The 12,371-nt window shown below is 68.5% G+C and carries 12 protein-coding genes; 11 read left to right on the top strand and 1 reads right to left on the bottom strand.

Annotated elements, in window-relative coordinates; translation table 11 throughout:
- Positions 1-49: 49 nt before the first annotated feature.
- The gene (locus tag ABLE38_RS19340; RefSeq protein ID WP_348975889.1) at positions 50-2,047 is read right to left on the bottom strand and encodes a hypothetical protein; all 1,998 of its coding nucleotides are present in this window, start codon (positions 2,045-2,047) and stop codon (positions 50-52) included.
- 594 nt (positions 2,048-2,641) lie between these two features.
- Between ABLE38_RS19340 and ABLE38_RS19335 the strand changes: the two genes are divergently transcribed.
- The 11 genes from ABLE38_RS19335 to ABLE38_RS19285 are packed head-to-tail and all read left to right on the top strand — an operon-like array spanning position 2,642 to position 12,356.
- The gene (locus ABLE38_RS19335; protein ID WP_348975888.1) at positions 2,642-4,303 is read left to right on the top strand and encodes an ATPase, T2SS/T4P/T4SS family; all 1,662 of its coding nucleotides are present in this window, start codon (positions 2,642-2,644) and stop codon (positions 4,301-4,303) included.
- Positions 4,303-5,514, top strand: coding sequence for a type II secretion system F family protein (locus tag ABLE38_RS19330; RefSeq protein WP_348975887.1), 1,212 nt, complete (start codon positions 4,303-4,305; stop codon positions 5,512-5,514). The genes ABLE38_RS19335 and ABLE38_RS19330 overlap by 1 nt, the downstream gene beginning before the upstream one ends.
- Entirely contained in the window at positions 5,511-5,954 is a 444-nt protein-coding gene (gene gspG / locus ABLE38_RS19325; protein ID WP_348975886.1) for a type II secretion system major pseudopilin GspG, read from the top strand. The genes ABLE38_RS19330 and gspG overlap by 4 nt, the downstream gene beginning before the upstream one ends.
- The gene (locus ABLE38_RS19320) at positions 5,938-6,375 is read left to right on the top strand and encodes a prepilin-type N-terminal cleavage/methylation domain-containing protein (RefSeq protein ID WP_348975885.1); all 438 of its coding nucleotides are present in this window, start codon (positions 5,938-5,940) and stop codon (positions 6,373-6,375) included. The genes gspG and ABLE38_RS19320 overlap by 17 nt, the downstream gene beginning before the upstream one ends.
- On the top strand, positions 6,372-6,743 hold the full coding sequence (locus tag ABLE38_RS19315; protein ID WP_348975884.1) for a type II secretion system protein: 372 nt from the start codon (positions 6,372-6,374) through the stop codon (positions 6,741-6,743). The genes ABLE38_RS19320 and ABLE38_RS19315 overlap by 4 nt, the downstream gene beginning before the upstream one ends.
- A gap of 3 nt (positions 6,744-6,746) precedes the next feature.
- The gene (locus ABLE38_RS19310; RefSeq protein WP_348975883.1) at positions 6,747-7,430 is read left to right on the top strand and encodes a prepilin-type N-terminal cleavage/methylation domain-containing protein; all 684 of its coding nucleotides are present in this window, start codon (positions 6,747-6,749) and stop codon (positions 7,428-7,430) included.
- Complete coding sequence (locus tag ABLE38_RS19305; protein ID WP_348975882.1) at positions 7,427-8,446, top strand: PilN domain-containing protein; 1,020 nt, start codon at positions 7,427-7,429, stop codon at positions 8,444-8,446. The genes ABLE38_RS19310 and ABLE38_RS19305 overlap by 4 nt, the downstream gene beginning before the upstream one ends.
- On the top strand, positions 8,446-8,997 hold the full coding sequence (gene gspM / locus ABLE38_RS19300) for a type II secretion system protein GspM (RefSeq protein ID WP_348975881.1): 552 nt from the start codon (positions 8,446-8,448) through the stop codon (positions 8,995-8,997). The genes ABLE38_RS19305 and gspM overlap by 1 nt, the downstream gene beginning before the upstream one ends.
- A 7-nt stretch (positions 8,998-9,004) precedes the next feature.
- Positions 9,005-9,466, top strand: coding sequence for a hypothetical protein (locus ABLE38_RS19295; protein ID WP_348975880.1), 462 nt, complete (start codon positions 9,005-9,007; stop codon positions 9,464-9,466).
- Positions 9,466-11,514 carry a type II secretion system secretin GspD gene (gene gspD, locus ABLE38_RS19290; protein WP_348975879.1) on the top strand — a complete coding sequence of 683 codons (2,049 nt, stop codon included), beginning with the start codon at positions 9,466-9,468 and terminating at the stop codon, positions 11,512-11,514. The genes ABLE38_RS19295 and gspD overlap by 1 nt, the downstream gene beginning before the upstream one ends.
- Positions 11,511-12,356 (top strand): hypothetical protein, encoded by an 846-nt coding sequence (locus ABLE38_RS19285; protein WP_348975878.1) that lies wholly within the window; start codon positions 11,511-11,513, stop codon positions 12,354-12,356. Before gspD ends, ABLE38_RS19285 begins: the two co-directional genes overlap by 4 nt.
- Positions 12,357-12,371 lie beyond the last annotated feature (15 nt).

The following is a 12,371-nucleotide window of genomic DNA, read 5'->3' as shown; positions in this document are numbered from 1 at the left end:
GGCGGCCCCGGATTTCTCCAGAGCCGCCGCTTTCAGGTATTGGCGATGCTTAGATGCCTGCCTTGCCGGTGCAGGTGCTGTTGGCCGAGGTCGTGCTGCCGTCGGTGCCCGCCAGGTACAGGTTATAGCCGCCGAGCGTGGTGTTGACGCTCGAGGCTTCGCCCGAGTTCACCAGGAACGTCTGACGAACCGCGTGCTTCCACGAGTCCGGCAGCGCGCCGATGTTCGAGCGGATCAGCAGGCCCGAGCTGTTGAAGGCCGCGCCGACGCGGGTGAACGCGCCCTTGCGATCGGTGCCCGTGCTGTCGGTGGTCGAGACATAGTCGGTGTTGAAGTCGAGGAAGTTGATCATCCCCGCAGCGTTCGAGCCGCTGGCATCGACCGTGTAGCAGGTATAGCCCAGGAACTGCGTCGTGCCCGTGATCGGATAGCCGGCCGAGGGGTTCTGCAGGCCCGTGCCGGCATAGATCACGTCGTACCAGGCGAGCGGGTTGGTGCGCTTGGCATTGCCCGTCACGCCAGGCGTGCCGCCCTGATAGGTCGGGATGCGGACCTGACGGGTGTCGGCGACGGCGTCGTTGAAGGTGCCGTCAGCCGCGGTGGCGTCCGACTGCGGCGGGAGGATCGTGCCGAACGCCGCAGTGGCGTTCGCCGCGCTCGGCATGGGCCAGGCGCCCGACGTGTTGTTCTGCAGTGCTGCCGCCTTCAGGCCGCCCGGCGCGCTGGGCGAGCCGTCGATGAAGTCAGCGCCGATATAGCCGATCTTGCCGTTGAGCTTGACGTTGGTGTTGAACGGCGAGGCATAGTCAATCCCGGAACCGGTGGCCTTGATCGCGCTGGCGACGCGGCCGCTGCCATCGGCAACCAGGAACAGGCCCGGCTGATACAGCGGGTTGCCCGGCTGCGAGCTCGCCAGGCCGGTGTTCGTCGACGGCGTGACGATCGCGCTGCCGCTCCAATATTCGGCGCCGACCATCGTGTTGGTCAGGCCGTTGCCGGCTTCCGGCTGGCTGCTGGCGGTCTGCAGACCCGTGTCGGCACGCGCGGTCTGGAACACTGGACGCAAGCCGCCCGAGGCCTTGTCGAGGTCCGAACGCTTGTAAGGCAGCGTCTCGGCATTCTGGGCGTAGTGGTTGCCGCTCGCGACCGTGCCGCACTGCGCGGCGAGCGCGCGCGTGAAGATGTCGGTCGTGCCCGAACGGTCGAGACGGCCGACCAGGCGGATCGGAACGCCATCCGTGGCCCAGCGCCCGGGCGCTTCGGCGTTGTCGTCGGTGTCCATCAGGCTGACCGTGCCGCCATTGTCGGCGGTGAAGGCGGCATTGTTGAAGTTGGTGATGTTGCCGTTGAACACGCCGCAAAGCGTCGACTGGCTCATGCGCAGGCCGCCAGCGGCGGTGCCGAGGATGTTCTGCGGGAACTGGATGTTGAAGGTGTAGTCCGAGCCCGTCGTGTCGTTGTGGCCGTAGATCGGGCTATAAGCGACCGCGACCGGGAGCACGAACTTCGGGAACATGATCGGCGCGCCGCCATTGGTCTGCGCGGCACCGCCGGTGTAGCTGGTCAGGTCGCCGTCGGTGACCGAGGAGTCGGCGAAGGCGAACTGAGCCTTGCTCCAGGTGCCGAAGGGGTTCGGGTTGGCCGTGCCGATCACGAACGGCGCGGTCGAAGTGAGCGTGCCGGGGGCAACCCACGAGCTGCGGCCGGTGCCCGAGCCCGAACCGATGTAGCGGCCGCCGAAGCCCGGAAAGAGATCGGTCGTCGCGCAGTTGAAGGCGCTCGCCGGCGCCGGCGAGAACAGGTTGGTCGGCTCGACCGATGCCGAAGAAGTACCGGCGGTCGTCGACGTGCCGATGGCGCCAAGGTTCGAATAGCCGCCGACGCAGTTCAGCTCCTGCACGAGGACGCCCTGGATCGAGGTCGCGCCGGTGCCGTGCACCGCGGTCTCGCCGTCATTGTTGGCCGAGGTCTGCGCCTGAGCGAACGAGGCGGCGAGGGCGCTGGTGGCGACAGTTGCCGCGAACAGCGCGTTCTTGAAACGCTTCATGGATATTCTCCTGTGTGAGACATGCCTTAAGAAAGTCGGTTCATTCGAAGTCAAAGCTCCGGCATTTCAAGAATCCAATGGATTTCCTGATTTAGGTCGAAGCGTATTCTTAAGGTCACGCAAAGTTCGATCGCGCATTCTTGTGAATGACGATGAACCCTCGTTCGGATGGGGCGAGAAGCGAACGTAGCTACATTAGCGTACTTACGCGGTCGCCGGATTTTTAAATTAAATAGCCCATATATCGGTTACGACTCGATTCTGAACCGACGATAAACGTCTAGTCTTTTCAGATGACATTTTTGTTATCTTAAAATGAGCCGCAAAGACGATCTGCACTGAAATGGGGATAAATTGAATAAATATCCCATTAAATACTTCCGCAAATCGCGAAACATGCGGGAAATAATGAAATTTGATTGTAGCATTTCACGGATATGAGCTGCGTTATTATCAAGCTCGTCCTAGGGTTCGTCCCTAATCGTCGGGACACGCGCCAAGAGGCGGTACATGATTATCGATAGCACGACGCCGGGGCCGAATATTGAAGGTTCCTGGGACAAATCGCGAGATGCGCCGACGGAGGGAGCCGGCATGGACGGCCTCGCCGCAATGCTGCGCGACCGCGGGCTGCTGGCGGAGGAGGCGCTGCAACGCGCGCTGCTCATCGAGCGCGAATCGGGCGAGCGGCTCGAGGCGGTGGTGACGCGGCTGGGCATGCTCTCCGAGGACCGGCTCGCTGCCGAACTTGCCCGCTTCTCCGGCCTCGCCGCGATCGCCGCGGATGCATTCCCGGCGAACCCGGTCGAGGGTCCCGAGCTTTCGCTTGCCTTCCTGCGCGACATGCGCGCGGTTCCGATCGCGATCGACGAAGCCACGGTGCGCATCGCGGTTTCGAACCCGTTCGATCCATTCGCGGTGCAGGCCTTCGGCTTCATGTTCCGGCGCCGAGTCGAACGCATGATCGGCCGGGCCAGCGACATAGATGTCGCGATCGAGCGGCTCTATCATGGGCAGCAGCCGGATGCCGACGCCATCGATGACGCCGTGGACGATGATGATCTCGAACGGCTGAAGGATCTGGTCAGCGACGCGCCGGTGATTCGTGCGGTCAATCGGCTGATCGCCAACGCGGTCGATCAGCGCGCCTCGGACATTCATATCGAGCCGGGTGACGACGGCCTGTCGATTCGCTTCCGCGTCGATGGCATGCTGCGCGATGCCGGCCGGCTGCCGGTGGCGATGCGCGCGCCGCTCGCGTCGCGCATCAAGGTGATGGCGCGGCTCAACATCGCCGAGCGCCGGCTGCCGCAGGACGGGCGGATGCGCATTTCGGTGCGCGGCAACGAGATCGATCTGCGCGTCGCCACCGCGCCGTCGATCCACGGCGAGAGCGTCGTCATGCGCATCCTCGATCGCTCCAAGCTGGCACTCGATTTCACCGCGCTCGGCTTCGATCCGGGCCTTGCCGGGAAACTGCGCGAGGCAATCACCCGCCCGCATGGCATCGTGCTCGTCACCGGCCCGACCGGGAGCGGCAAGACCACGACGCTCTATGCCGCGCTTTCCGAGCTCAACGCGGCCGAGCGCAAGCTGCTCACCGTCGAAGATCCGATCGAATATCGCCTGCCCGGAGTCGTGCAGACGCAGGTCAATCCGGGGATCGGCTTCACCTTCGGATCGGCGTTGCGCTCGTTCCTGCGGCAGGATCCCGATGTGATGATGGTCGGCGAAATCCGCGATCCGGAGACAGCGCAGATCGCGGTCCAGGCAGCGTTGACGGGCCATATGATCCTCTCGACGCTGCACACCAACACTGCGGCGGGCGCGGTCTCGCGGCTGCTCGACATGGGCGTGGAGCCGTTCCTGCTCGGGTCGGTGCTCACCGGCGTGCTTGCGCAGCGGCTGGTCCGCCGGCTCTGCCCGGAGTGTCGGCAGCCCTTCGATGCGCGGGAGGGAGGTCCCGAGGCACTGCGTCCGCTCCTCGCGCTCCGCGGCGTCGAGCGACTGTATCACGCGGTGGGCTGCGCGCACTGCAGCGGCAGCGGCTATTCGGGTCGGATTGCGTTGCTCGAATTCCTGCGGGTCGATGGCGCGGTGGAGCGGCTGATCCTGAAGCGGGCCGATACGCGCGAGATCCTCGCCGCGGCCGAGCAGGGCGGCATGCGCAGCCTGGCGGCAGACGGAGTCGTCAAGGCGGCGGCGGGGCTGACCACGATCGAGGAAGTCCTGCGCGTCGCGAGCGGGGAAGGCTGATGGCCACCTGGCGCTACCGCGCGATTCGCCGCGACGGCTCGGCACTGGCCGGCGAGGTCGATGCTGCGGACCGCGCGGCTGCAGTGGCGAATCTCCGCCGGAGTGGAGCCACCCCGCTCGAGCTGGTCGTGGTGCCGCCGCGCGCACCGGGACGGCCGCGGCGCAGCGGGGCCAAGGCGCGCGCGGCCGCCGCGACGTGCATCGGCGAGCTGGCGGTGCTGCTCGGCGCAGGGCTGCAGCTCGATCGCGCGCTCGCGCTGGCGATCGAGAATGTCGAGGACAGAAACGTAGCGGAGGGGCTGGCGGAGATATTGCGCGATGTGCGCGAAGGCGCCCCGCTTTCCCGCGCGATCGCGCCGAAGCCAGACCTGTTCTCGCCCAGCGCGATGGCGATGATCGAAGCCGGCGAGGCCAATGGCCGGCTCGGCGAGGCGCTCGCGCGGCTCGCCGCCACGCTGGAGCAGGAAGCCGAGCTCCGCCGACTGGTCGGATCGTCGATGATCTATCCGATCGCGCTGCTGGTGATCGCGGTCGGCGTGGTGCTGCTCATGCTGCTCTTCGTCGTCCCGCAGTTCGAGAGCATGTTCGCCAGTGCTGCCGGCAAGTTGCCGACTGCCACCGTCGTGGTGATGACGGCGAGCCGGTTGCTGCGCGGCTATGGGCTGGTGCTGCTGCTCGGCGGCGTCGTCGCCGGATTCGTCCTGGCCCTGCTGCTCCGCCGCCCGGGGGTGCGCCTCGCCCGCGACCGGCTGGTGCTGGCGCTGCCGCTGCTCGGCGAACTTGCCCGGCGTATCGACACCGCCCGCTTCGCCCGCACGCTCGCTGCGCTGATCGATGGCGAGGTGCCGCTGCCCGCCGCGCTCGCGCTGGCACGCCGCACGATCTCGAACCAGGTGCTGGGCGATACGATCTCGCGCGTCGCCGATGGTGTGAAGGAAGGCGGAGGGCTGACCGCGCCGCTCGCGGCGTCGGGCGCATTGCCGCGCCTCGCGATCGGCTTCCTGCGCACCGGCGAGGAGACGTCGCAGCTCGGCATGATGCTCGATCGCCTCGCCGACGTGCTCGACCGCGACATCCGCCTGCGCATCGAACGGCTGATCGGCATCCTCACGCCGGTGATCACCGTGGTGCTGGGCGCCACGGTCGCTTCGATCATCGCCGCGATCATGTCGGCGATCCTCGGCTTCAACGACCTCGCGCTGACATCATGAACAAGGACGGGACCGCCATGGGGGAAAGAACTGCTCGCGATGCGGGCTTCACGCTGCTCGAGCTGCTCGTGGTGCTCGCGATCCTGGGGCTGCTCGCGGCGATCGTCGGGCCGCAGGTGATCAAGTATCTCGACAGCTCCAAGTCGCAATCGGCGCGGGTGCAGGCCAAGAACGTTGCCGCCGCACTCAACCTGTTCAAGCTCGACGCGTCGCGTTTCCCGACGGCGGAGGAGGGAGTGAACGCACTGATCAAGCAGCCGCCCAACGTGCCGAACTGGAATGGTCCCTATCTGCCGGAACAGTCGGCGGTGCTTGACCCCTGGGGCCGGCCCTATCTGCTGCGCATCCCCGGCGAGCATGGCGATGTCGACGTCTATTCGCTGGGTTCGGACGGGCAGCCGGGCGGCACCGGCGAGGCGCGCGATGTCGGCAATTATTGATCCGCATCGGCGGCGTTGGGCAGCCACCTGTGGATTCACGCTGGTCGAGGTTCTGGTGATCCTGGCTATCCTCACGCTCATGGCAGGGATCGTCTTTCCTTCGGTCGAGAAGGCGATGCGGCGCCAGAGCTTCGTCGAATCGGCAAGGCGGGTGGAACTGGGCCTGCGGGCGGCGCGCGGTGCCGCAGTGGCGCGCGGTGCGCCGGCGCGTTTCGTCGTAGCGCTCGACGGCCGTGGTTTCCGGTTTGCCGATCATGATGATCGCCTTCCCGAGGGCGTGACGATCACCGCGCCCAGTCACGGAATCACGTTCTTTGCCGATGGCAGCACGGCCGGCGGCGAGGTGGAGATATCGAGCGGCGTGTTCCGGCGGCATATCGCCGTCAGCGCGGCGCTTGGCACGATCGAGCCCCGGCAATGAGGGGACAGGCGTCCGAGGGGTTCAGCCTGGTCGAGACCTTGGTCGCGCTCGCCGTGATCGCGATGATGTCCGGGCTGCTCTTCGATTCGATCGGCACCAACGCGCATCTCGCGCAGACCGTCGCCGCGCGGCGCGAGGCGATGCTGCTCGCCCAGTCGCTGCTCGCCGCGACGACCGCGCCAAGCGATTCGCGCGCCGTCGCCGATAGCGGCAGCAGCCGGAACCTCAGCTGGCGGATCAGTCGGCTGCCTCGCGGCGGCGGCGCCCTGGACAGTGGCATTCCGCTTGAGGAAGTGCGCATCGACGTTGCCGATCGCGCGACCGGCCGGCGCCTTGCCAGCGTTCGCACGCTCCGGCTCGCCCGCTGATCGATGCGTCCGCACGAAGCCTTGGCGCGCCGCGCGGATGCATCGGGCTTCACGCTCATCGAGTTGCTCGTCGCGCTCGCGCTGATGGGCATGGCGGCGTCGCTGCTGCTTGCCGGGCTGCGCATGGCGGGGCTCGTGGCGATGCGCGCGCAGACAACCGCGTCGGGGCTGGACGATGTGATCGCGGCGCAGCGCGTTCTGCGCACCGGGATCGAGCGCCTCTGGCCCGTCGCGCGCCTGGACACCGCCAAGCCGGTCATCGAGTTCCGCGGCAACGACGCGATGCTGAGCTATGTGGCGCCGCCCTTCGATCGCGACGCGCCCGATGCGCTCCAGCGCTTTCAACTCCTCCGCACCGCGACCGGCGATATCGTCCTCTACAGGGTGAGTACGCGCAAGGTGGGGATCGATGCGCGCGGCTATGATCTCGCCGGCTGGACGCCGACGACGCTGCTGCGCGGCACCCGGGGCCTGTCGATCAGCTATCGCGGGGTTCCCGCTTCGGGCGGCGCGCGCGCGTGGCTCAATCGCTGGTGGGATCGGGCCAGCCCGCCCGAGCTGATCCGTATCCATGTCGAATTCGCGCCGGCCGACTCGCGGCAATGGCCCGACCTGCTGGTCCGGCCCCGGGTTGCAACCAGCACCTGCTTGCCGGATCGCGCGGGCGGTTGCGGGGCCGAGCCATGAACCCGCGCGCGCTGCTCGACGCCGACATGCGAATGATCGGGCAATGGCTGCTCCAGGGCTGGCAATGGTGGTCCGACGAGATCCGCGCGCTGATCCCTGCCCGCCTGCAGCGCTCTTCGATGCGCGAACTGCCGCGCTTCATCGTGTGCGACGGTGCACTGGCTCCGGCGCGGCCCGGGCAGCGCGTCGCGGTGCCCGGGCCAGGCGCGCGGGTGACGCTGGTCGTGCCTGCCGCCGATTGCCTGGTGCGAACCATCACCCGCCCGGCGCTCGGCGATCGCGATTTGCACCGCATGCTCGCATTCGAAGCCGATGCCCTGCTGCCGATTCCGGTCGCCTCGGTGGTGCTGGCAGCGCGTATCGAGGGGGCCGCGGACGCGCCGGGTCTGGTCCGCGTCAGGATCGCGGGGCTGCCGATTGCGGCGGCGCATGCGATCGCCGAGGCGGCCGAGGCGGCAGATGTGGTCCCGGTGGCCGTGGTCGTGGAACAACCGCAGCCCCAGCCGGCACCGCTCGATTTCGCGCCGGCGATGCGCGCCGCCGGCCTGCTCGCGCGGCAACGCAGTGCCACGCCGTTGCTCTGGGTGCTGGTCGCGGTCCTGCTCCTGCTCAATCTGGCAATGGCGATCTGGCGCGATGCCGCGCACGTCGCGCAGTTCGAACGGATCGTCGCCGAGCAGCAGCCGGCGGTCGGCATCGCCCAGGCGATTTCCCGCCGCGGCGAGCAGGACCGCCGTCTCGTCGCTCGCTCGCTCGCATTGCGGCGCGCGCGGGATCCGCTGGACGTCCTCGCGGCGGTGAGCGCTTCGTTGCCCACGGGCACCTGGCTTCAGCGCCTTGCATGGGACGGCGAGGCCGTTCGCTTGACCGGCTATCGCCCCGAGCGTGCCGATGTAGCAACGGCGCTGCGCCGTTCCGGCCGGTTCGTTGGCGTGCGCAGCATGGGTGAAAGCGCAGAGGCGGCGATGCCGACCGGCCAGCCGTTCGATCTTTCCGCCAAGGTCGAGCCGCGCTGATGCGCCCGGTATCCGCCCGCGAGCGGCGTCTCGTCGCGCTGCTGATCCTCACTGCGGTCGTTGCCGCGGTCCATTTCCTGATCGTTGCGCCGATCATCGCCGGCTTCCAGTCTCGCGCCGAGCGGCTCGATCGGCTCGCGCTGACCTATGCCCATAATGTCCGGACGATCGCGACGATCCCGCGGCTGCGGCGCCAGGCCGAGGCGGCGCGCGCAGCGACCGCGTCCTTCATCGCCGCCGTGCCCAATGTCGAGGCCGGGCGCGAGTCGCTCAAGGAGCGGCTGCAGGGCGCGGTCGAGGGTGCGGGCGGCAGCTTCCGCGAAGGCGGCGATGCCGAAGGCCGCCCGGGCTGGGCGCGCGCGCGCGCTGCCGCACGAATGACGCTGCCGCAGCTCACCGCCGCGCTGGCCCGCCTGCAGAACCAGCCGCCCTGGCTGGTCGTCGAAACGGTCAGCCTTGGTTCCGGCAACACGATCGTGCCCGGTCAAACCCCAGTCATGGATGTGGAAATTGAGGCTTCGATCCCGCTTCGCCCTGCCGCCGCTCGATAGGTCGTCGATGCTGCCGCTCGCGCTCGTGTTGCTGCTTGGCGTGGCGCTGGCGTTCCAGGCGCTTGTCGGCAACGCACTCGACTTGCCGGCGGCGGGTGCGGTGCGGGGCGGGGCGCCGGCGGAGCGCGTCGCAGCGGTCCAGCCTGCGCGCGCGCTCGTCGATCCGGTGATCGCGGGCCGCGCGATGTTCACCCCGATCCTTGCCCAGCCGAAGGAAGCGACTGCGGCGGCGCAGGCGCCGCTCGGCGGCTTCGCGGTGGTCGGCGCGGTCCAGATCGGCGCCAGCGCCTATGCGATCGTGCAGGGCCCCGATCGCGCCTTCCGCGCCGCGCCGGGCCAGCGGATCGGCGACTGGCGCGTGCGCAGCGTGACGCGCGACGCGGTGCAGCTGTCGCGGGGCGGCGAGCGCATGCAGGTCCGCTTCGGCATCGGCGGGCCGGTCATCTCAGCCGGCAAGGGAGAAGAATAATGGGTGCGCGTCACATGCTTCGAGCGGGGACGGCGGGGCTGGCCCTGGTAGTGGCCGGCTGTGCCGGAGCCCCGCCGCCGCGGGCGATTGCCGTGCCAGAGGCGCCGCCGATCGTCGCCGAGGCCGAGCAGGCGGCGCCCGAGGTCCGGTCGACGATCGTCGGCGGCGAGACTCCGCCACCGGGTCCTGCCGCGCCGCCGCGCCGCCAGGCCAAGCCCGGCAATATCAGCATGAACCTGCCGCGCGCCGATGTGCGCGCGGTCGCGGCATCGGTCCAGGACGCCACGGGGGTCGCTATCGCCGTCGAGCCCGGCGTGGCCGGCCAGGTCTCGCTGGTCACGCCGGGAACAATAGCCCGGTCCGAGGTCCTGGCGCTCTTCGAAAGCGCCTTGCGTACCGCCAATCTTGCGCTCGTGCCCGTGGGCAGCGGCTATGTCGTGCGCACGGTAGCGGCGGCCCAGCTTCCTGTCGCGCCCGATGCCATCGGCTTCGGCACCGAGATCGTCCCGCTCGCCTTCATCAACGCCGAGGAAGTGAAGAAGGTGCTCGACGGCGCGCTCCCCGGCGTGGTCACCGGCGTCGATGCGGCGGGTGGCCGGATAACGATCGCGGGCACCACCGGCCAGCGCGCGAGCGCGCGCGATCTGATCAAGCAGTTCGACGTCAACTGGTTGCGCAACATGAGCTTCGCGCTGTTCGTGCCCGAACGCACCGACGCGCGGCTGATCGTTCCCGAGCTCGACAAGCTGATCAATGCCGCCGATGCGCCGACACGCGGGCTCGTCCGGCTGATCACGATGGAGCGGCTGAACGGCATCCTCGCGGTCAGCACCCAACGGCAATATCTCGACGATGTCCGCCGCTGGATCGAAATACTCGATCGCGAGGGGGAAAATAGCGAGCGCCGGATCTTCGTCTACCGCGTGCAGAACGGCCGCGCGCGCGATCTGGCGCGCACGCTCAACCGCGCCTTCGGCGGTGGCGGCGGGGACGATGACAGCGGAAGCGACGACCCCTTCGCCGCCAGCGACCAGTCCGCGAGCCGCACCGCGTCTCCGGCGCCGAAGCCCGACGCCGCGCGGCCGGCCGGCAGCGCCCCGAGCTCCGCGAAGCCGGATGCGACCGAGCGCGATGCGCCGGTGTCCGGCAAGATCACTGCCGACGAGGTGAACAATGCGGTCGTCGTCTACGGCACGCCGCGCGACTATGGCATGATCGAGGACGCGCTGCGCCGGCTCGACGTGCCGCCCGTGCAGGTGATGATCGAGGCGGCGATCACCGAGGTCTCGCTGACCGACACGCTCCGCTATGGCGTGCAGTGGAACTGGCTCACCGGCGACAGCAATTTCCGCGTGACCGACGGCGCTGCGATGCCTGCCGGGCCTACCCAGGCGGGCTTCTCCTATTTCCTCGCCGGCAACAGCATCACCGCGGCGCTCAACGCGCTCGAGCAACGCACCAACATCAAGGTGGTCTCGGCACCCAAGCTGGTGACGCTCAACAACCAGACCGCGGCGCTGCAGGTCGGCGACCAGGTGCCGGTCTCGTCGGGGAGCGCGGTGAGTGTCGACAATCCCAATGCGCCGATCGTCAATTCGATCAGCTATCGCGACACCGGCGTGATCCTGAAGGTCACGCCGCGGGTCAATGCCGGCGGACTGGTGTTGCTCGACATCTCGCAGGAGGTGAGCGACGTCAACGTCAATGCGCCCGTCGCCAGCGGCGACAAGACCCCGTCCTCGCCCACCATCTCGACGCGCCGCATCTCGACTTCGGTCGCGGTGCAGGACGGACAGGTGATCGCGCTCGGCGGGCTGTTCCGCGATTCGAAAAGCCTGGGCAAGAGCGGGATTCCGATCTTGTCGCGCATCCCGATCCTCGGCGGCCTGTTCGGCAGCCACAACAATGTCCAGAATCGCACCGAGCTGATCGTGCTGCTCAAGCCGCATGTGATCCGCACGCCCGATGACGGTCGTGCCGTCACCGAGGAGCTGCGCGCCAAGCTGCGTACGCTCGAGCCGTTCCGCACCGAAGGACGGATCCCGTGAGGCAGGAAGGCGAGGACGGCTACGCCCTGGTCGCCGCAGTGGCGAGCATCGCCGTGTTCGCGACGATGGCGCTGGTGGTGCTCGATGCGACTCGCATGGGGCTGGAGGATGCCGGCGCAGAACAGGCCCAGATGCAGGCGGTGGCCGCCGCCGATGCCGGAATCGCGCTCGCGCTGAGCCGCGTTCTCGACGTGGATGACCCGCAGCGCTGGCCGGCGGACGGCGCGGTGCACGCACTGCGCTTCGGCGAGGCCGATCTCCGGATCGCGGTGCGCGACGAGCGCGGCAAGGTGCCGCTCGGGCTGCTCGACGAGCCCCAGGCAACCAAGCTGCTCGAACAGGCAGGGCTGGGCGGCGAACAGCTGTTGATCGCGCGCGATTCGTTGCTCGACTGGATCGACGACGACGAGCTCAAGCGCCCGTTCGGCGCCGAAGAACCCTATTATCGCGCCGCCGGCCTGCGCCCGCCGGGCGGGTTGCTTTCGTCGATCGGCGAGCTGGCGCTGGTGCGGGGCATCGATCCGGTGACGGTCGCGCGCATCCGCCCCTATGTCACCACCTTCACGGTGCGCAGCGGCTTCGACGCGCACTATGCCGATCCGCGCGCGCTCGCGGTGATGGATGCCGGCGGCGAGGACGGTCCGGCGGCGATCGAGCGCGCCCGCGAGCTGGGCGGCCAGCGGACGGCACTGGCCTTTGCCAATACGCCGTCGCTGGTCGATCGCCCGGTCTCGATCGAAGTCCTGGCGACGCTGCCCGGCGGCGGCCGCGCCGCGCGCACGCTGGTGGTCGAGTTCACCGGCAACCCCGGGCAGCCTTATCTGGTGCGGGCCTATGAATAGCGCGATCCGAGGGAG

This window comes from Sphingomonas sp. KR3-1, assembly GCF_040049295.1.
Classification (GTDB): Bacteria; Pseudomonadota; Alphaproteobacteria; order Sphingomonadales; family Sphingomonadaceae; genus Sphingomonas.
Note: the sequence above shows the minus strand (reverse complement) of the source record. Positions and strands in the feature narration are given on the sequence as shown.